Below are 20166 nucleotides of genomic sequence, written 5' to 3' on the forward strand. Positions count from 1 at the left end.
CAGCTATGAATATCAGAGTAAACCAGCGCTCTTCAGGGCTTGCTCGACCACGGGCTCGTTGGCCTTCGACAGGGGCGTCATGGGCAACCGCAGCGTGCCGCCACACAGGCCCATGCGCGCGGCGGCCCACTTCACGGGGATCGGGTTGGCCTCGACGAACAACTGCTTGTGCACGGGCATCAGCTTGAACTGGATCTCCATGGCCTTCTTCACGTCGCCGGCGATGGCGGCCACGCACAGCTCATGCATCAGGCGCGGCGCCACGTTGGCCGTGACGCTGATGTTGCCCTGGCCACCGCACAGCATCAGCGCCACGGCGGTGGGGTCGTCGCCCGAATACACGGCGAAACCCTTGGGCACGTCGCGGATCAGCCATTGCGCGCGCTCGATGTTGCCCGTGGCCTCCTTGATGCCGACGATGCCCGGCACCTGCGCCAAGCGCAGCACCGTGTCATGCAGCATATCGGCCACGCTGCGGCCGGGCACGTTGTACAGCACCATCGGCAGGTCGCCCACGGCTTCGGCAATCGCCTTGAAGTGCTGGTACTGGCCCTCTTGCGTGGGCTTGTTGTAGTAGGGCACCACCTGCAGCTGGCTGTCGGCGCCCACCTTCTTGGCGAACTTCGCCAGCTCGATCGCCTCGGCCGTGGAGTTGGCGCCGCAGCCGGCCATGATGGGCACGCGCCCGGCGGCCTGCTCAACGGCGACGCGGATGATTTCCTGGTGCTCCTCGACGTTCACCGTGGGCGATTCGCCCGTGGTGCCGACCACGCCGATGCAGTCGGTGCCTTCGGCGATGTGCCAGTCGATCAGCTTGCGCAGCGTGGGGTAGTCGACGCTGCCGTCCTCGAGCATGGGGGTGACGAGGGCGACGATGCTGCCGGTGAGAGGTGTCATGAGGTCCGTGTGCTTTGACGGTAAACGATCATTTTAGTGGGCGCGCCAGCTTGGCGACCGCGCTGAGGCCGCGATTCGCCGGTCACAACGGATAACGCGTCGGCGCGCTGCCGGTAGGCATGCCAGGCCGCACTGCCGCGATGCGCTGCACGAAGCGCTCGGGCTGGGGCAAAAAGCCGTCCTCGTAGGCCACCACGTGCCAGTTGGCGCCGCTGCACAGCGCCAGCAACTCGCCCGGGCGCAGCAGAAAGTCGGGCCGCGAGGGTTTGCCCACGGTGTCGTTGCCCTGGGCGAAGGTTTCGTACAGCAGCACGCCGCCGGGGGCCACGGCACCGAGCACGGTCAGCAGCAAGGGGCGCCACAGGTAGTTGGTGACGACCACGGCGCCGAAGTGCCGGTCGGCGAAAGGCCAGGGCCCGTTCTCGATGTCGGCTTCGACCGTTTCACCCCAGGCCCGTGCAGCGCCCAGCGCCTCGGCATCGCGGTCCACCCCCGTCACCGTGTGCCCACGCTGGGCGAACCAGTGCATGTGGCGGCCACGCCCGCAGGCCACGTCGAGCACGCTGGCGCCAGGCTGCACCAGCGGCGAGAAGCGCGTGATCCAGGGCGAAGGCTGCACGCTGGCGTGGGGGTGGCTTCAGTCATGGGCGGAGCATACAGCAACTTCAAATTTCATAGCTTCTCGCGCTTGATGGGTAAGCGCTGGAGGCCTATTTCGCTATGAATCTGGTGCGGCTGCATGCATACCCCTGCCGCACCAATCTGTGTTTGCATCCAGTAATTTCCGGCCCGGCAGGTTAAAATGCGCGGTTATGTCCACGTCACCCGCATCGTTCGCCGCCGGCTATTCCGAGGGTTCCATCAAGGTCCTGAAGGGCCTGGAGCCCGTCAAGCAGCGGCCCGGCATGTACACCCGCACCGACAACCCGCTGCACATCATCCAGGAGGTGATCGACAACGCCGCCGACGAGGCGCTGGCCGGCTTCGGCAAGAAGATCAGGGTGACGGTGCACACCGACCAGTCGGTCAGCGTGGAGGACGATGGCCGCGGCATCCCGTTCGGCCTGCACCCCGAGGAAAAGGCACCGGTGATCGAGTTGGTCTACACGCGCCTGCACGCCGGCGGCAAGTTCGACAAAGGCTCCGGCCATGCCTACAGCTTCTCGGGCGGCCTGCACGGCGTGGGCGTGAGCGTGACCAACGCGCTGTCGAAGCGGCTGGAGGTGAGTTGCCACCGCGAGGGCCAGGTGGCCCGCATCGTGTTCGCGGCGGGTGATGTGATCGAGCCGCTGGCACTGCGCAAACAGGAAGCGGGCGACCGCAAGCAGGGCACCACCGTGCGGGCCTGGCCCGACATGAAGTATTTCGAATCCAGCGCGCTGCCGGTGGGCGATCTGGTGCATCTGCTGCGCAGCAAGGCGGTGCTGATGCCCGGCGTGAGCGTGACGCTGGTGAACGAGAAGACCCGGGAAACGCAAACCTGGCAGTACAAGGGCGGCCTGCGCGACTACCTGGAGCAGACGCTGCCCGCCGACGCCGTGATCCCGGTGTTCGAGGGCGAGGGCTATGCCGACAAGCACTCCGACAGCTTTGCCGATGGCGAGGGCGCCGAGTGGGCCGTGGCCTTCACCGAAGACGGCACGCCGGTGCGCGAGAGCTACGTCAACCTGATCCCCACCACGGCCGGCGGCACGCACGACAGCGGCCTGCGCGACGGGCTGTTCCAGGCCGTCAAGAGCTTCATCGAACTGCACGCGCTGTTGCCCAAGGGCGTGAAGCTGATGCCCGAGGACGTGTTCGCCCGGGCCAGCTACGTGCTGTCGGCCAAGGTGCTCGATCCGCAGTTCCAGGGACAGATCAAGGAGCGGCTGAACTCGCGCGATGCCGTGCGCCTGGTGTCCAGCTTCGTGCGCCCGGCGCTGGAGCTGTGGCTGAACCAGCACGTGGATTACGGCAAGCGGCTGGCCGAGCTGGCCATCAAGGCCGCGCAGACCCGCCAGCGAGCCGGCCAGAAGGTGGAAAAGCGCAAGGGCAGCGGCGTGGCCGTGCTGCCAGGCAAGCTCACCGACTGCGAAAGCCGCGACCTGAGCGTGAACGAGGTGTTCCTAGTCGAGGGCGATTCGGCCGGCGGTTCGGCCAAGATGGGCCGCGACAAGGAAACCCAGGCCGTGCTGCCGCTGCGCGGCAAGGTGCTGAACACCTGGGAGGTGGACCGCGACCGCCTGTTCGCCAACACCGAGATCCACGACATCTCGGTCGCCATCGGCGTCGATCCGCATGGCCCCCAGGACGAGCCCGACCTCTCCGGCCTGCGCTACGGCAAGATCTGCATCCTGTCCGATGCCGACGTGGACGGCTCGCACATCCAGGTGCTGCTGCTCACCCTGTTCTTCCGCCACTTCCCCAAGCTGATCGAGACCGGCCATGTGTACGTGGCGCGCCCGCCGTTGTTCCGGGTCGACGCGCCGGCCCGCGGCAAGAAACCGGCGGCCAAGATGTACGCGCTGGATGACGGTGAGTTGGCAGCCATTCTCGACAAGTTGCGCAAAGATGGCGTATCTGAGGGAAAATGGACGATTGGCCGTTTCAAGGGCCTGGGCGAGATGAACGCGGAACAATTGTGGGAAACCACGCTCAATCCCGACACCCGCCGCTTGTTGCCGGTGCAACTGGGCCCATTTGATTTCGTGCAGACGGCGGCCGAGATGACCAAGCTCATGGGCAAGGGCGAAGCCGCGTCGCGGCGCGAGCTCATGGAACTGCACGGCGACGCCGTGGAAATCGACATCTAGATGACACACCACCATTCAGCCTCCGGCCTCAGCAGGTTCGCGCGTCGCGTGCGCCTGTCGGCACTGGGCGTGGCGCTCTCGGCGCTGCACCTGGGTGCCCATGCCGATCTGTGGACCTATGTGGACGACAAGGGCATCACGCACTTCGCGGCTTCGCAGGTCGACGAGCGCTACCAGCTGTTCTACAAGGGCAGCGATGCCGGCAAGCTCAACCTGACGCAGGGCGGCGCCGCTGCCGCCGCGCTGGCGCCCGAGCCGAAGCAGCCCCGTGTGGGCCTGAAGGCGAAGAAGGGCGAGCCGAAGTTCGAGGTGCCCAGGCGCTTTGCCAACATCGACTCGTCGAAGAGCTACAAGAACGTGCAGAAGCACATGCGCGCGGCGGCCAAGACGCACCAGGTCGATTACGAGTTGCTCAAGGCGGTGATCGCCGCCGAGTCGGGCTTCGACCCCGAGGCGGTGTCGCCCAAGGGCGCCGTCGGCCTGATGCAGCTGATGCCGCCCACGGCGCAGCAGTACGGCGTGGTGGCCGACAGGGATGGCCGCAAGGACCGCAAGGGCAACCCGCTGCCGGCACGCAGTGTGGAAGAAAAACTGACCGACCCGCAGATCAACATCAACGCCGGCGCGCGCTACCTCGCCTACCTGATCAAGCTCTTCAAGGGCGAGCTGGAACTGGCCGTGGCCGCCTACAACGCGGGCGAAGGCGCCGTGCAGCGCGCCGGCAACAAGATCCCGAAATACAAGGAAACGCAGGGCTACGTGAAGACCGTCATGGGCCTGTACGGCGTGTTCAAGCCCGAGCAGACGGTGGTGGCCGACGCCCGTGCCACGCCGGCGCAGCCGGTGGCCAGGGCCGCGGGCCGCGTGGGCGGGCGCGTGCGGGTCGAACTGGCGGGCGCCGGCAAGGCGATCGAGGCCGCCACGCCGGCGGCCGTGGCGCCCGCGGCTGATGCGGCGGCCAGCGTGCTGACGCCGGTGCTGTTCACCGTGCCGCGACTGGGCGCCGACGTGCGGGTCGACAGCACCACCAGCACAAGCAGCGGAAGCTGATTTCCTTTTCTTTTTCCTTTCCTGAATGAACGATCAAACGGTCCTCGATCTGGCCGGGGAGGGCGGCGGGTCGGATGACGACCTGGCGCTGGCCACCTACGCGCAGCGCGCCTACCTCGAATACGCACTGTCCGTCGTCAAGGGTCGAGCCCTGCCCGACGTGGCCGACGGCCAGAAGCCGGTGCAGCGCCGCATCCTGTATGCGATGTCGCGCATGGGCCTGGGCTATGGCGGCACCGGCGGCAACACGCCGGCCACGCCGGTCAAGAGCGCCCGCGTGGTGGGCGACGTGCTCGGCAAGTACCACCCGCACGGCGACACCGCCGCCTACGACGCGCTGGTGCGCATGGCGCAGGACTTCAGCCAGCGCTATCCGCTCATCGACGGCCAGGGCAACTTCGGCAGCCGCGACGGCGACGGCGCCGCCGCCATGCGCTACACCGAGGCGCGGCTGGCCAAGATCACGCGCCTGCTGCTGGAAGAGATCGACGAAGGCACGGTCGACTTCCAGCCCAACTACGACGGCCGCGAGCAGGAGCCGCGCCAACTGCCCGCGCGCCTGCCGTTCGCGTTGCTGAACGGCGCCAGCGGCATCGCCGTGGGCCTGGCCACCGAAATCCCCAGCCACAACCTGCGCGAAGTGGCCGATGCCTGCGTGGCGCTCATCAAGTCGCCCAAGCTGAGCGACGACGAGCTGTTCGCGCTGCTGCCCGGCCCCGACTACCCCGGCGGCGGGCAGATCATCAGCCCCGCCACCGACATTGCCGACGCCTACAAGACCGGACGCGGCAGCCTGAAGGTGCGCGCGCGCTGGAAGATCGAGGACCTGGCGCGTGGCCAGTGGCAGCTGGTCGTCACCGAGCTGCCGCCCGGCACCAGCGCGCAGAAGGTGCTCGAAGAAATTGAGGAACTCACCAACCCCAAGGTCAAGACCGGCAAGAAGGCGCTGACGCCCGAGCAGACGCAGCTCAAGGGCACGGTGCTGGCGGTGCTGGACGAGGTGCGCGACGAATCGAGCAAGGACGCGCCGGTGCGCATCGTGTTCGAGCCCAAGAGCCGCACCATCGGCCAGGACGAACTGATCAACACGCTGCTGGCGCACACCAGCCTGGAAACTTCGTCCTCCATCAACCTGACCAGTGTCGGCCTCGACGGCCGGCCGGTGCAGAAGTCGCTGCGCCAGATGCTGGTGGAATGGATCGACTTTCGCCAGCAGACCATCACCCGCCGCAGCCAGCACCGGCTGCAAAGGTGCTCGATCGCATCCACATCCTCGAAGGCCGGCAGCTGGTGCTGCTGAACATCGACGAGGTGATCGCCATCATCCGCGAGAGCGACGAGCCCAAGGCGGCGCTGATCGCGCGCTTCAACCTGACCGAGCGGCAGGCCGACGACATCCTCGACATCCGCCTGCGCCAGCTGGCACGGCTGGAGGCGATCAAGATCGAGCAGGAGCTGAGCGAGCTGCGCAAGGAGCAGGGGGCCTGGAGGACATCCTGGGCAGTCCGGCCAGCCTGCGCCGCCTGATGGTCAAGGAGATCGAGGCCGATGCGAAGCAGTTCGCCGACGCGCGCCGCACGCTGATCCAAGCCGAGAAGCGCGCCGTGGCCGAGGTCAAGGTGGTCGACGAGCCGGTGACGGTGGTCGTGAGCGAGAAAGGCTGGGTGCGCGCGCGCCAGGGCCACGGGCACGACGCGGCGGCCTTCGCCTTCAAGGCCGGCGACGGGCTGTACGGCACCTTCGAATGCCGCACCGTCGATCACCTGCTGGTGTTCGGCAGCAACGGCCGCGTGTACACCGTGCCGGTGGCCAACCTGCCGGGCGCGCGTGGCGACGGCCAGCCGATCACCACGCTGATCGACCTGGACGCCGGCACGCAGCCGCTGCACTACTTTGCCGGCGCCGAAGCGGTCACGCTGCTGCTGTCGGGCTCGGGCGGCTACGGCTTTCTGGCGCGCATCGAGCACATGCTGTCGCGCCAGCGCGGCGGCAAGGCGTTCATCACTGTGGGTGCGGGCGAGCAGGTCTGCAGGCCGTCGGTGGTGGCTCTGGGTTCAGAGCCGAAATCGACCCCAGCGCCCAGTGGGCAAGCGCAGGCAGTTATCAGTTTCGCAGCGGCCACACACGTGGCTTGTGCCTCCACGGGCGGGCGCATCCTCACCTTCGAGATCGGTGAACTGAAGCTGATGGAAAAGGGCGGCCGCGGCCTGACTCTGATCGACCTGGAGCCCAAGGACACGCTGGCCGGTGCGGCGGCCTACACGCGCAGCGTGCGCATCTTCGGCATCGGCCGCGGCGGCAAGGCGCGCGAGGAGCAGCTGGAAATCCGCAGCCTGAACAACGCCCGCGCCGCCCGCGCGCGCAAGGGCAAGGCGGCCGATCTGGGCTTCAAGCCCACCGGCATCGTGCGGGTGGAGTGAGCATGCAACTCGATCTGTCGTTCTTCGGCGTGTTCATCATGGTGCTGATGGCCGTGGGCAGCTTTCTGCTGGGCCGCTGGCTGTCGCGCCACTGGCGGGCGCGGCGCCGCGCCAGGACATCGCCGCCGCGCGCGCGCAGGAAACGCGCCAGCAGCGCCGGGCGCGCGAACGGCGCGAGCGCGGCTGACGGCCGGCGTTCAGGGCGGCGGGCAGCTGGGCTGCGCCACCACCGGGCACTTGTCGAAGGCCTCGGGCCGCACGCCACCGCCCTTGAGGCGATAACCATCCATGCAGGCGTAGGCCGCGTTGTAGCGCTGCCATTGCGCGGCACAGCTCTGGTCGTCCGGGCGCGGCGCCGATGCACCGGCCTGCGGTGCCGCGGCGGCCGACGCGGCGGAGGCGGCAGGCCGCGCCGGCTGCGCCAGATCGTCGCGGTACTTCTGCAGGCGGGCGTCGGCGGCGGCCTGGTCGGCGGCACTCAGCGGCGGGACGGGCGCGATGCTTTCCACCTGGGTGCCGGGCGCCGTTCTGGTGGGCAGCGCGTCCGAATAGTGCACGACGCCGCGCTCGTCCACCCAGCGCTTGATCTGGGCCGTGGCGGGCAGGGCGGTGGCCAGCAGGCAGGCGGCAAGGGCGGCCAGCGCAGGCCGGTGCGCTGCGGAGGTCAGGAGGGTGTTCATGGCCGGGGTTGTACCCCAGCCGGCCGTGCCTTGCAAAGCACGGCCTGACGTGTGGCGGCAGGCGCCTGATCACGGCCTGCCCATGGAGGTACCAAGGCAGGGGGACTTTGAAAATAATAATGATGACGAAAAACGGCTCTGGCGCTTGTATATCGGGCGCTGGCAGCTCCTGAATCAATACTTGCAAACGGCGTCAAAACGTTGTCGCCTGATATGGCGCGCCTGGCGGCTTGCAGTCCGCCCACGGCCGCGGGGCGCGCGGCTTCAGTCGTTCACCAGCACCAGCTTGCCCTTGACCTCGCGCGAGCCCATGCGCGCGTAGGCAGCTTTCAGCTCGCTCATCGGCATGGTGCGGTCGATCAGCGGCTTGATCCTGCCCTGCGCGTACCAGCCGGCCAGCTCCTGCATCATGGCGGCGTTGGCAGCCGGCTCGCGGCGCGCGAAGTCGCCCCAGAACACGCCGACGATGCTGGCGCCCTTGACCAGCGCCAGGTTGATCTTGATGGCCGGGATGTCGCCCGCAGCGAAGCCCACCACCAGGTGCCGCCCGCGCCAGGCAATCGAGCGGAATGCCGGCTCGGTGAACGGGCCGCCCACCGGGTCGTAGATCACGTCGGGGCCCTTGCCGCCGGTCAGTTCCTTCAGGCGCTCGCGCAGGTCCTCGTTGCTGTAGTTGATGGTTTCGTCGGCGCCCAGTTGCTTGCAGAAGGCGCACTTTTCGTCAGTGGAGGCGGCAGCGATCACCTTCGCGCCCGCGATCTTGGCAATCTGGATCGCCGACATGCCCACGCCGCCGGCCGCGCCCAGCACCAGCACCGTCTCGCCGGCCTTGAGCTGGCCGCGGTCCATCAGCGCGTGGTGGCTGGTGGCGTAGATCATGATGAAGGCCGCCGCATCCACCGGCGGAAAGCCCGGCGGCAGCGGCATGCACAGCTTGGCCGGCGCCAGCGTGTGGGTGCCGAAGCCGCCTGTGCCGCTGAGGCAGGCCACGGCCTGGCCCACCTTCAAGTCCGTCACGCCTTCGCCCACGGCCTCGACGACGCCGGCGTATTCGCTGCCGGGCACGAAGGGCAGCTCGGGCTTGTGCTGGTACTTGTTCTGCACGATCAGCAGGTCAGGAAGTTCAGACTGGCGGCCTGGATGCGGATCAGCACCTGGCCTTTGCCGGGCTGCGGCGTGGGCAGTTCCTTCCAGGTCAGGGCGTCGACACCGACGGGGTTTTCGCAAAGCCAGGCGTGCATGAATCAGGTCTCCTCGAACAATCGGTAAGCTGGCGCCGCGGCACCAGGGTGACGCCGCATGATAGAAGCGGGCACCAGCCGCGCCATGTCTCAGCCGTGACCGCGCCTGCCGGCGATGGCCGGGCGACGGCGCGCCTACAATCCGTTGCATCTGCGCGCACCCCTCCATGAAGATCCTGCTCTGTAACGACGACGGCTACCAGGCCACCGGCATCGTGGCCTTTCACGAGGCCCTGAAGGCGCTGCCGGACGTGCAGGTGGAAGTGGTGGCGCCCGAGCACAACAACAGCGCCAAGTCCAACGCCCTCACGCTGCGCGCGCCGCTGTACGTGTACCAGGCGGCCAACGGCTTTCGCTACGTCAACGGCACGCCGGCCGACTGCGTGCACATCGCGCTGACGGGCCTGCTGGACTACCGGCCCGACCTGGTCGTCTCCGGCATCAACAACGGCGCCAACATGGGCGACGACACCATCTACAGCGGCACCGTGGGCGCGGCCATGGAAGGCTACCTGTTCGGCATCCCGGCCATTGCGTTCTCGCAGATCGAGAAGGGCTGGGGCCACATCGACGCCGCGGCGGCCAAGGCGGCCGAGCTGGTGCAGCGCATCGGCGCGCACCAGCTGGACGGCGGCAAGCCCTGGCTGCTGAACGTGAACATCCCCAACCTGCCGCTCGACCAGATCAAGCCGCCCAGGGTGAGCCGCCTGGGCCGGCGCCACGCGGCCGAGCGCGTGATCACCATGGACAGCCCGCACGGCGACACCATGTACTGGATCGGCGGCGCTGGGCCGGCGGCCGACGCGGCCGAAGGCACCGACTTTCACGCCACGGCCGAGGGCCACATCGCCATCACGCCGCTGAAGGTGGACCTGACCGACCGCGACGCGCTGGGCTACTGGTCGCAGGGCCTCAGGCACATGCTGGGCGGAGGGCACGGCTGATGGCCACGCCACCGCAGCGCCCGGGCTTTCCGGCCCGCATCGACCTGGGCGCGGGCAGCCGCGCGCCGGCCCGGCCGGTGGCGCGGCCCGCCGTGCCTGCGGCCGCCACGCCGCCGCTGACCAGCACCTCGGCACCGCAGGCCGCCAGCATGGCGCGCGACCCGATCCCGGCGCGTGCCCGCATGGTGCAGTTGCTGGCGGCCGAGGGCATCAGCGATGCGCAGGTGCTGCGCGCCATGGGCAGCGTCGACCGCCACCGCTTCGTCGACAGCGCCTTGCTGGCGCAGGCGTACGAGGACACGGCGCTGCCCATCGGCCTGGGCCAGACCATCAGCAAGCCCAGCGTGGTGGCGCGCATGACCGAGCTGCTGCTGCAGGGCGGCCTGCGCGGGCCCGACGGCAAGCTTGGCCGCGTGCTCGACATCGGCACCGGCTGCGGCTACCAGGCCGTGGTGCTGGCGCAGGTGGCCAGCGAGGTCTACAGCATCGAGCGCCTGCGCGACCTGCACGAGAAGGCGCGCGCCAACCTGCGGCCGCTGCGCATCGCCAACGTGCACCTGATCCTGGGCGACGGCATGGCCGGCTTTGCCAAGGGCGCGCCTTACGCGGGCATCATCGCCGCCGCGGGCGGCGAGGCCGTGCCCGACGCCTGGATCGACCAGCTGGCCTACGGCGGGCGCATCGTCGCCCCGGTGGCCACGGCCGGGGCCAGCAGGCACTGATGGTCATAGACAAGTCCCGTCAGGGGATACAGCAGACCATTCTCGAAGCCGTTCACTTCGTGCCTCTAAAATCAGGGGTTGCGTAGAGCGCAAGCAAGAGGAAAGTCTCATATGTATTTCTCAGGTCGCAAGACTTGGATGGCCGCCACCCTGGTGGCGGCCGCGGTGCTGGCGGGATGCTCGTCCACCTCGGTCAATCGGGCTCCGGTGGAAGACCGGGGCACGGCAGGCGCCCCGCGCGTCGACCCGGCCACGCTGCCGGGTGCCGAGAACGCCGGCAAGCCCGGCTTCTACACGGTGCGCCAGGGTGACACGATCATGCGCATCGCCACCGAGGTGAACCAGCCCTGGCGCGACATCGCGCGCTGGAACAACCTCGACAACCCGAACCTCATCGAAGTCGGCCAGGTGCTGCGCGTGGTGCCGCCGGCCGGCACCACGGTGGCATCGGCCCCGGCGCTGACCGAAGGGCCGCGCCCCGCCGCCGGCACCCCGGCACCTGCCCCCGCGCCCGCCAAGCCCGCGGTGCCGGTGGCCACGCAGACCACCCCCGGCGTCACGCCCGCACCGGCGCCTGCGCCGGCCTCGCCCCACCGCCGCCTTCGGCCGGCGCCGACGACGTGGACTTCATCTGGCCCGCCAGCGGCGCGCTGATCGCCGGCTTCGACGAGGCCAAGAACAAGGGCCTGGGCATTGCCGGCAAGGCGGGCGATGCGGTGCTGGCCGCCGCCGATGGCCGCGTGGTGTACGCCGGTGCCGGCCTGCGCGGCTATGGCAACCTGATCATCCTGAAGCACAACAACACATTCCTCACGGCCTACGCGCACAACCAGACGCTGCTGGTGAAGGAAGACCAGACCGTGAAGAAGGGCCAGAAGATCGCCGAAATGGGCTCCACCGACGCCGACCGCGTGAAGCTGCACTTCGAGATCCGCCGCTCGGGCAAGCCGGTGGATCCGGCGCGCTACCTGCCGGCTAGATAAGCTCCCCCTGTGCCGCTGGCGCGGCTTCCCCTGAGGGGGACGGCGCTGGTGGCCGGCGCGGGTCCGGCCACGGCGCCCCCGCATGGCCTGCTCCGCGGCATTTTGTGCGGCTTGCTGCGCAGCCTTCTCCCTCTCCCGCAGGCGGGAGAGGGTTGGGGTGAGGGCAGGGCCGTGCGCCCGTGGGATGCTTCTTTATTCATAGCTGCTCGCGCTTGTCCAGCAAGCGCTGGAGGCCATTTTGACCATAAACACGGAATCCTCCTCGCCTGCGTTTCCGCCCGACTGGCTGCACATCGACGCGATGGACCTGGACGCGCAGGGCATCGCGCGGCGCCCGGACGGCAAGGTGGTGTTCATCGACGGCGCGCTGCCGGGCGAGCTGGTGTCGGCCACTGTCACGAAGCGCAAGAACCAGTGGGAAGCCGCCACGCTGACCGCCGTGCACCGCGAAAGCAGCCAGCGCGTGGCGCCGCGCTGCCCGCACTTCGGGCTGCACCAGGGCGCGTGCGGCGGCTGCAAGATGCAGCACCTGGAGGCGTCTGCCCAGGTCGCCGTCAAGCAGCGTGCGCTGGAGGACAACCTGTGGCACCTGGGCAAGGTGCGGCCCGAGGTCATCCTGCGCGCCATCGAGGGCCCGGCCTGGGGCTACCGCTACCGGGCGCGCCTGTCGGTGCGCTACGTGCAGAAGAAGAACGAGGTGCTGATCGGCTTTCACGAGCGCAAGAGCCGCTACGTGGCCGACATGCGCGAATGCCACGTGCTGCCGCCGCAGGTGAGCGCGCTGCTGCTGCCGCTGCGCGCGCTCATCATGGGTCTGGAGGCGCGCGAGACCTGCCCGCAGATCGAGCTGGCGGCGGGCGACGAGATCACGGCGCTGGTGCTGCGGCATCTGGAGCCGCTCTCCGACGGCGACCGGCAGCAACTGCGCGACTTCGGCGCGCGCCACGGCATCCAGTGGTGGCTGCAGCCCAAGGGGCCGGACACGGTGCACCGGCTGGAAGAGGGCGGCCCGCCGCTCGCGTACGCGCTGCCCGAGTTCGGCATCGCCATGCCGTTCAAGCCGACCGACTTCACCCAGGTCAACCCGCACATCAACCGCGTGCTGGTCACGCGCGCGCTGCGGCTGCTGGGCGCGCAGCGGCACGAGCGCGTGATCGACTGGTTCTGCGGCCTGGGCAACTTCACACTGCCCATTGCCACGCAGGCCGGGCAGGTGCTGGGCGTGGAAGGCAGTGCCGCGCTGGTGGCGCGCGCGCGGCAGAATTGTGAACAAAATCAGGCTTCAGCGCCTGCCCATCAAGCGCTGGCAGCTACTGAATTTGCAGCACGCAACCTGTTCGACATGACCGCCGCGCAACTGGTGGCCGACGGCACGGCCGACCGCTGGCTGGTCGATCCGCCGCGCGAAGGCGCGTTCGCGCTGGTCAAGGCGCTGGCGGCCATCCACCAGGCGCGCATCGGCGCCGAGGATGCCGAGCCGCTGCCGCCCGGCGCCGAAGGCTGGCAGCCGCCGCGCCGCATCGTCTACGTCAGCTGCAACCCGGCCACGCTGGCGCGCGATGCCGGCCTGCTGGTGCACCAGGCGGGCTACCGCTGCAGCGCGGCGGGCGTGGTCAACATGTTCCCGCACACCGCGCACGTGGAGAGCATGGCGGTGTTCGACCTGGCCAACTAAAGCCAGGGGCGCCGAAAGGCGCTCAGCCGTCGCCGCTGCCCTGCTGAATCGCCCGCTGCTGCTCGCGCATGCGCACGCACTGCGGGTGCTGCTGCAGCGCGGGCTTGCCGCACTCGCGCTGCAGGCACAGCGCGTGCGCCAGAAAGCGTGAATCGGCGCACAGGCCCGCGGGTGGGCTGGCGGGCGCGGGCGGTGGCGCGGGCCGGGGCGAGGCCACCTGGGGCGCCGCGGGCGGTGGCGCCGGCGCCGGATCCGGCCGAGGCGCGCGCGGCGCGGGTGCGGGGCGTGCCGGCTTGGGGGCCGCGGGCCGGGTGTCGATCATGGCCGCCGGTGCGGGTGCCGGGGCAGGGGCACTGGCCGGCGCCACCGCGGGCGTGACCGGGGCGCGGCGGCCAGGCTGGGTGCCGGCGTCGGCGCCGGTGCCGCGGGCGCGGGGCGCGGGGCGGGTGTGGTTGTCGCCGGTGCCTCGGCCAGCGGGGCGGGCGTGCGCGCTGCGATGCGGCCGATGCCCCACAGCGCCCCGATGGCGAACACCGCCAGCAGCGCGATCAGCACGGCATGCGGGCGCTTGCCGGGCGCGGTCGCTTCGCCCTCGGCGGGCCGGCGCTTGCGGCGCCGCTTGCGGGTGCTTCAGGCGGCGCAGGTGCCGGGCCCAGCGCGACCAGCTGGTGCGCGCATTTCAGGCAGAACTTGGCGGCATCCCGGTTCTCGGCGCCACACTTCGGACAGATCAAGGCCATGGGTGATGAAGAGGGGGCAGGCGGCAAGCCGGGCAATCACGCGCCTGCCAGCCGTCATGCAACAAAATGTACCTCATGCCCGCAGGGTGCGGGTCCACGCGGCGCACCGGCGCGGTCGTGCGCGCCGGCCAAACGCTGGAAAACTGCACGCAGGCGCCGGCTTCAGGCCGCCGTGTCCTCGGCAGGTGGGTTCACCAGGCGGGCGATCAGCCCCTGCTCGGCCGGGCCGTCGATCGGAATCCACACCCGCAGCGGGTTGCCGGCCGCCACGTCGATGGACTGGCCTTCCGCGTTCTTCATCACGTCGAGCCGCACGGTTCGGTTGCCCTGCGGGGTGATGATCTCGATCCAGTCGCCGACGGCGAAGCGGTTCTTGGTCTCGACCTCGGCCCAACCGTCTTTGGCGCTCTTGATTTCGCCCACGAACTGGCTGCGCGTGGCCACGGAGTGGCCGGTTTCGTAGTTCTGGTAATCCTGCGACGGGCGGCGCTCCAGAAAGCCCGAGGTGTAGCCGCGGTTGGCCAGGCCTTCCAGTTCGGTGATGAGGTGCGGGTTGAAGGGGCGGCCGGCCACGGCGTCGTCGATGGCGCGGCGATACACCTGCGCGGTGCGCGCCACGTAGTACAGGCTCTTGGTGCGGCCTTCCACCTTCAGCGAATCGACGCCGATCTTCGCCAGCTTCTCGACCAGCTCGACCGCGCGCAAATCCTTGCTGTTCATGATGTAGGTGCCGTGCTCGTCCTCCATGATCGGCATCAGCTGGCCGGGGCGGCCTTCCTCCTCGATCAGGTACACCTTGTCGGCCGCGGGGTGGCGCTGGCCGTTGCCGCAGGTCGAATCCTGTTCCGCGCGCTCCGCCTCGGCGGCGAAGTTGAAGCCCTGCAACTGCTCGCCCGCCGCCATCGCCTCGCCCGTGTTGGGGTCGACGGCGGCGTCCATCGTCTTGTAGTTCCAGCGGCAGGCGTTGGTGCAGGTGCCCTGGTTGGGGTCGCGCCGGTTGAAGTAGCCGCTCAGCAGGCAGCGCCCGCTGTAGGCGATGCACAGCGCGCCGTGCACGAACACCTCCAGCTCCATGTCGGGGCATTCCTGGCGGATCTGCTCCACCTCGGCCAGGCTCAACTCGCGCGAAAGAATGATGCGCGCCACGCCCATCTTCTGCCAGAACTTCACCGCCGCCCAGTTGGTGGTGTTGGCCTGCACGCTCAGGTGGATGGGGATGTGCGGCCACTTCTCGCGCACCAGCATGATCAGGCCGGCGTCGGCCATGATGAGCGCGTCGGGCTTCAGCGCCACCACCGGCTCCAGGTCGCGCAGGTAGGTGCGCAGCTTGTCGTTGTGGGCGATCAGGTTGCTGGTGACGAAGAATTTCTTGCCACGCGCGTGCGCTTCGGTGATGCCCTGGGCAATCTGCTCCAGGCGGAATTCGTTGTTGCGTGCGCGCAGGCTGTAGCGCGGCTGGCCAGCGTACACCGCATCGGCACCGAAGTCGTAGGCGGCGCGCATCTTGTCCAGGCTGCCGGCGGGCAGCAGCAGTTCGGGGGCTTTGGGCGTCATGGGGGCGTATTGTCCGCGTTCCCGGTTTTTCCCGTGCGGCGGCGGCCCATGTCTTGACTCGCGTCAAGCCTGCGCCCGGCGCCATGCGCTATGGTGTCGGTGAAGAAGTTTGAAACCACCCCCAAGGAGAACACATGATCCGTGAAGTCGAAGGCGACATTCTGCTCAGCGATGCCCAGGTGATCGCGCATGGCATTGCCACCGCTGATCCGTTCGATTCCGGCCTGGCACTGGCGCTGCGCGAGCGCTTTCCGTCCATGGTCAAGGACTACCGCCACGCCACGCACGCCAAGCAGCCCGACACCGGCGACATCTGGGCCTGGGGCGGCGTCAACGAAGACGGCAGCGTGCGCGGCATCGTCAACCTGTGCACGCAGGGCATGCAAAGCCAGGCCAAGTCGGCCCGCCCGGTCAAGGCCAAGCTGGAAGACGTGAACCGCACGCTGCGCGAACTGGCGACCTGGGTGCGCAAGGAAGATGTCAAGAGCGTGGCGCTGCCGCGCCTGGCCACTGGCGTGGGTGGCCTGGACTGGGCCGACGTGAAACCGCTGATCCAGCAGCACCTGGGCGACCTGGGCATTCCGGTGCTGGTCTACGAGGTGTACCGCAAGGGCGAGAAGGCCGACGAGAAGCTGGCCTGACGCACCCCGCCGCGCTGAAGCGGCGATGAGCAAAGCCCCGCTGTAGGCATCCGCCTACCGGGGCTTTGCCGTGCTGGGCGTACGATGGCTCTTTTCTCGACCGCATCGCACCATGAAAGCATCCTTCATCGTACTGCTGGCCGCGCTGGCCACCAGCGCAGCGCAGGCCCAGGGCCCCACCGGCATGAAAGCCGGCCTGTGGGAAACGCGCACCACCGCCATGAGCCTGGACGGCAAGGACATGCTGCCGCAGATGCTGGCCGCCCGCGAGGAGATGCGCAAATCCCTGGCCAGCCTGCCGCCCGAGCAGCGCAAGAAGATGGCCGCCATGCTGCCGCCCGAAGGCGGCGATCCGCTGTCTCAGCGCATGTGCATCAGCCCCGCCATGGCCGCCCGCGACCAGACCATGGTGCCGCGCCCCAAGGGTGCCGAGTGCGACCCGCCCAAGCTCAACCGCAGCGGCAACCGCACCACGTTCGAATTCGCCTGCAAACAGGGCGGCGGCAAGACCAGCGGCAAGGGCGAGACCGTGGTGGCCGGCGATCTGGTGACCACCAAGGTCGAAACCACCGGCACCGACGCCAGCGGCGCCAAGCACACCATGCGCGCCGAAACGCAGATGAAATACCTGGGCAGCGATTGCGGCCAGGTCAAGCCGATCGAGCAACTGGTGAAAGAAGCCGGCGCCACCGCGCCGCGCGGCGCCCCGCCAGGAAGTGATCTTCATCAGGCAGCCACCAGTATGCTTCTGCTTTGATAGCTGCTAGCGCCCATCCGGCGGGGGCTGAAGGCTGTTTTCATATGAAACCATTTCGCCATGCCCCTGACGGTGGCAGGCCCCGCGCTGGCCTGACACAATGGGTGTGACCCGCCCCGCATGAATTGCCGAACGAAGGAGAACGCCATGGCCACCAAGACATCCCACGCTTTCGCTTCCACCCGCCAGTCGTTCAAGACGGCCTCCGGCAAGAGCGGGCAGTTCTATTCGCTGCCGGCGCTGGCCCGCAAGTACCCCAACATCAAGCGCCTGCCGGTGTCCATCCGCATCGTGCTGGAGTCGGTGCTGCGCCACTGCGACGGCAGCCGCGTGACGGCCGACCACGTGGCGCAACTGGCCAACTGGCAGCCCAAGGCCGCCCGCACCGACGAGATCCCGTTCACCGTGGCCCGCGTGGTGCTGCAGGACTTCACCGGCGTGCCGCTGCTGGCCGACCTGGCGGCCATGCGTTCCACCGCCGTGCGGCTGGGCAAGAACCCGAAGAAGATCGAACCGCTGGTGCCCGTCGATCTGGTGGTCGACCACTCGGTGATGATCGACTACTACGGCAGGAAGAACGCGCTCGACCTGAACATGAAGCTCGAGTTCCTGCGCAACCGCGAGCGCTACGAGTTCATGAAGTGGGGCATGCAGGCCTTCGACACCTTCGGCGTGGTGCCGCCGGGCTTCGGCATCGTGCACCAGGTCAACCTCGAATACCTGGCGCGCGGCGTGCACAAGGGCGCCGATGGCGTCTACTACCCTGACACCCTGGTCGGCACCGACAGCCACACGACGATGATCAACGGCATCGGCGTCGTCGGCTGGGGCGTGGGCGGCATCGAGGCCGAAGCCGCCATGCTGGGCCAACCGGTGTACTTCCTCACGCCCGACGTGGTGGGCTTCGAGCTGACCGGCCGCCTGCGCGAAGGCTGCACCGCCACCGACCTGGTGCTCACCGTCACCGAAATCCTGCGCCAGCACAAGGTGGTCGGCAAGTTCGTCGAATTCTTCGGCGAAGGCACGCGCACCCTCAGCCTGCCGGATCGCGCCACCATCGGCAACATGGCGCCCGAATACGGTGCCACCATGGGCTTCTTCCCGGTCGACGAGCGCACCATCGAATACTTCGAGGGCACGGGCCGCACCAAGGCCGAGATCGAGGCCTTCGAGGCCTACTTCAGGGCGCAGAAGCTGTTCGGCGTGCCCAAGAGCGGCGACATCGACTATTCGCAGGTCGTCACGCTCGACTTGGGTGATGTCACCCCAGCTTGGCCGGCCCCAAGCGCCCGCAGGACCGCATCGAGCTGGGCAACGTGGCGCGCCAGTTCGAATCGCTGTTCAGCCAGCCGATGAGCGCCAACGGCTTCAACCGCCCGCCCGAGCTGTTGCACACCCGCGTGGACGTGGTGCGCGACAACGACCCCGACCACGACGAGCGCGCGCCGGCGCCGCGCCCGATCACCGAAGGCTCGTCGCGCGAGAAGGTCGAGATGGTGGCCAACCGGCCGACGCTCGAATCCGCGCTGTCCGAGGCCGACGTGATCGAGCCCAGCTCGCCCCGCCGCTACACGCTGGGCAACGGCGACGTGCTGATCGCCGCCATCACCAGCTGCACCAACACCAGCAACCCCAGCGTGCTGCTGGCCGCCGGCCTGCTGGCCAAGAAGGCGGTGAAGGCCGGCCTGACGGTGCAGCCGCACATCAAGACCTCGCTGGCGCCCGGCTCGCGCATCGTCACCGAATACCTCACCGAAACCGGCCTGCTGCCGTACCTGGAAAAGCTCGGCTTTGCCGTGGCCGGCTACGGCTGCACCACCTGCATCGGCAACGCGGGCGACTTGGCGCCCGAGATCAACGAGGCCATCACCCGCAACGACCTGGTGTGCGCTGCCGTGCTGTCGGGCAACCGCAACTTCGAGGCGCGCATCCACCCCAACCTGAAGGCCAACTTCCTCGCCAGCCCGCCGCTGGTGGTGGCCTACGCCATCGCCGGCACCGTGCTGACAGACCTGATGACGCAGCCCGTAGGCAAGGGCAAGGGCGGCAAGGACGTGTACCTGGGCGACATCTGGCCGACCAGCGACGAGATCAACAAGCTGCTGAAGTACGCCATGAAGGGCAAGGCCTTCCGCGCCAACTACGCCAAGGTCAAGACCGAGCCCGGCAAGCTGTGGGAGCGCATCGATGGGGTGGAAGGCGATGTCTACACCTGGCCCGACAGCACCTACATCGCCGAGCCACCGTTCTTCGACGAGTTCGACATGGATTACGTGGCCGCCTGCGCCATCGGCGAGGGCGACGAAACCCGCAACTCCTGCGACCCGGTACTGGGCGCGCGCATCATGGCGCTGTTCGGCGACAGCATCACCACCGACCATATCTCGCCCGCCGGCAGCATCAAGGAAAGCTCGCCCGCCGGCCAGTGGCTCATCGCCAATGGCGTGCAAAGGGCCGACTTCAACAGCTACGGCGCGCGCCGCGGCAACCATGAGGTGATGATGCGCGGCACCTTCGCCAACGTGCGCATCAAGAACCTGATGATTCCGCCGCTGGAAGATGGCAGCCGCGAGGAGGGCGGCCTGACCATCTACCAGCAGCCGGGCGAGTTGCAGGGCAGCAAGCAGTTCATCTACGACGCGGCCATGAAGTATTGCGCCGCCGGCGTGCCCACGGTGGTCTTCGCCGGTGAGGAATACGGCACCGGCTCCAGCCGCGACTGGGCTGCCAAGGGCACGCAACTGCTGGGCATCAAGGCCGTGGTCGCCAAGAGCTTCGAGCGCATCCACCGCAGCAACCTGGTCGGCATGGGCGTGCTGCCGCTGCAGTTCAAGGCCGGCGAATCGTGGGAGTCGCTGGGCCTGAAGGGCGACGAGCTGATCGACATCGTGCCCGCCGACGACCTGGCGCCGATGAGCGATGCGCGCCTGGTCATCACGCGCGCCGATGGCTCGAAGAAGGAAACCAGGCTCACGCTGCGTATCGACACGCCGATCGAGGTGGACTACTTCCGCAACGGCGGCATCCTGCCGTATGTGTTGCGGCAGTTGTTGGCATAAGTGAAGCCGCG

General features: G+C 68.6%; 13 protein-coding genes and 5 pseudogenes. 10 read left to right on the top strand and 8 right to left on the bottom strand.

Going from position 1 to position 20166, the window contains the following annotated elements; translation table 11 throughout:
- Positions 1-12: 12 nt before the first annotated feature.
- Together dapA and H0I39_RS17765 are read right to left on the bottom strand one after the other, a co-directional pair.
- Entirely contained in the window at positions 13-897 is an 885-nt protein-coding gene (gene dapA, locus H0I39_RS17760) for a 4-hydroxy-tetrahydrodipicolinate synthase (protein WP_180551363.1), read from the bottom strand.
- 82 nt (positions 898-979) lie between these two features.
- On the bottom strand, positions 980-1516 hold the full coding sequence (locus H0I39_RS17765; RefSeq protein WP_180551364.1) for a class I SAM-dependent methyltransferase: 537 nt from the start codon (positions 1514-1516) through the stop codon (positions 980-982).
- 193 nt (positions 1517-1709) lie between these two features.
- Between H0I39_RS17765 and H0I39_RS17770 the strand changes: the two genes are divergently transcribed.
- The 3 genes and pseudogenes from H0I39_RS17770 to parC all read left to right on the top strand — a co-directional run bounded on the left by H0I39_RS17770 (position 1710) and on the right by parC (position 7159).
- On the top strand, positions 1710-3689 hold the full coding sequence (locus H0I39_RS17770; protein ID WP_180551365.1) for a DNA topoisomerase IV subunit B: 1980 nt from the start codon (positions 1710-1712) through the stop codon (positions 3687-3689).
- A gap of 48 nt (positions 3690-3737) precedes the next feature.
- The gene (locus tag H0I39_RS17775; protein WP_308645886.1) at positions 3738-4739 is read left to right on the top strand and encodes a lytic transglycosylase domain-containing protein; all 1002 of its coding nucleotides are present in this window, start codon (positions 3738-3740) and stop codon (positions 4737-4739) included.
- Between the two features lie 25 nt (positions 4740-4764).
- Positions 4765-7159 (top strand): annotated as a pseudogene (parC, locus tag H0I39_RS17780) (DNA topoisomerase IV subunit A).
- Positions 7160-7356: 197 nt separating this feature from the next.
- Here parC and H0I39_RS17785 read toward each other — a convergent pair.
- Positions 7357-7839: a DUF4124 domain-containing protein gene (locus tag H0I39_RS17785; RefSeq protein ID WP_180551367.1), complete on the bottom strand. Its 483-nt coding sequence runs from the start codon at positions 7837-7839 to the stop codon at positions 7357-7359.
- A gap of 264 nt (positions 7840-8103) precedes the next feature.
- Positions 8104-9080, bottom strand: a pseudogene (locus tag H0I39_RS17790) (NADPH:quinone oxidoreductase family protein).
- 167 nt (positions 9081-9247) lie between these two features.
- Here H0I39_RS17790 and surE point away from each other — a divergent pair.
- The 4 genes and pseudogenes from surE to rlmD all read left to right on the top strand — a co-directional run bounded on the left by surE (position 9248) and on the right by rlmD (position 13404).
- Positions 9248-10024: a 5'/3'-nucleotidase SurE gene (gene surE / locus H0I39_RS17795; protein WP_180551368.1), complete on the top strand. Its 777-nt coding sequence runs from the start codon at positions 9248-9250 to the stop codon at positions 10022-10024.
- Positions 10024-10832, top strand: a pseudogene (locus tag H0I39_RS17800) (protein-L-isoaspartate(D-aspartate) O-methyltransferase). Before surE ends, H0I39_RS17800 begins: the two are co-directional and overlap by 1 nt.
- 25 nt (positions 10833-10857) lie before the next feature.
- Positions 10858-11729: pseudogene (locus H0I39_RS17805) on the top strand (peptidoglycan DD-metalloendopeptidase family protein).
- A gap of 238 nt (positions 11730-11967) precedes the next feature.
- Positions 11968-13404 (top strand): 23S rRNA (uracil(1939)-C(5))-methyltransferase RlmD, encoded by a 1437-nt coding sequence (gene rlmD, locus H0I39_RS17810; protein ID WP_257645869.1) that lies wholly within the window; start codon positions 11968-11970, stop codon positions 13402-13404.
- Between the two features lie 22 nt (positions 13405-13426).
- Here the strand turns inward: rlmD and H0I39_RS17815 are convergent, their stop codons facing one another.
- The 4 genes from H0I39_RS17815 to trhP form a co-directional block, all read right to left on the bottom strand.
- The gene (locus H0I39_RS17815) at positions 13427-13726 is read right to left on the bottom strand and encodes a hypothetical protein (protein WP_180551369.1); all 300 of its coding nucleotides are present in this window, start codon (positions 13724-13726) and stop codon (positions 13427-13429) included.
- On the bottom strand, positions 13723-13959 hold the full coding sequence (locus H0I39_RS17820; protein ID WP_180551370.1) for a hypothetical protein: 237 nt from the start codon (positions 13957-13959) through the stop codon (positions 13723-13725). Before H0I39_RS17820 ends, H0I39_RS17815 begins: the two co-directional genes overlap by 4 nt.
- A complete protein-coding gene (locus tag H0I39_RS24295; protein WP_180551371.1) occupies positions 13953-14144 on the bottom strand; it encodes a zinc-ribbon domain-containing protein in 192 nt (63 codons plus the stop codon). The genes H0I39_RS17820 and H0I39_RS24295 overlap by 7 nt, the downstream gene beginning before the upstream one ends.
- A gap of 162 nt (positions 14145-14306) precedes the next feature.
- A complete protein-coding gene (trhP, locus tag H0I39_RS17830; protein ID WP_180551372.1) occupies positions 14307-15698 on the bottom strand; it encodes a prephenate-dependent tRNA uridine(34) hydroxylase TrhP in 1392 nt (463 codons plus the stop codon).
- 134 nt (positions 15699-15832) lie between these two features.
- On the opposite strand from trhP, the gene H0I39_RS17835 reads away from it, so the two are divergent.
- The 3 genes and pseudogenes from H0I39_RS17835 to H0I39_RS17845 all read left to right on the top strand — a co-directional run bounded on the left by H0I39_RS17835 (position 15833) and on the right by H0I39_RS17845 (position 20155).
- The gene (locus tag H0I39_RS17835) at positions 15833-16339 is read left to right on the top strand and encodes a macro domain-containing protein (RefSeq protein ID WP_180551373.1); all 507 of its coding nucleotides are present in this window, start codon (positions 15833-15835) and stop codon (positions 16337-16339) included.
- A 112-nt stretch (positions 16340-16451) separates the two neighbouring features.
- Positions 16452-17096 (top strand): DUF3617 domain-containing protein, encoded by a 645-nt coding sequence (locus H0I39_RS17840; RefSeq protein WP_180551374.1) that lies wholly within the window; start codon positions 16452-16454, stop codon positions 17094-17096.
- A gap of 147 nt (positions 17097-17243) precedes the next feature.
- Positions 17244-20155, top strand: a pseudogene (locus H0I39_RS17845) (aconitate hydratase).
- The last annotated feature ends 11 nt before the right edge of the window (positions 20156-20166 follow it).

The organism is Ottowia beijingensis (assembly GCF_013423955.1).
GTDB lineage: Bacteria > Pseudomonadota > Gammaproteobacteria > Burkholderiales > Burkholderiaceae_C > Ottowia > Ottowia beijingensis.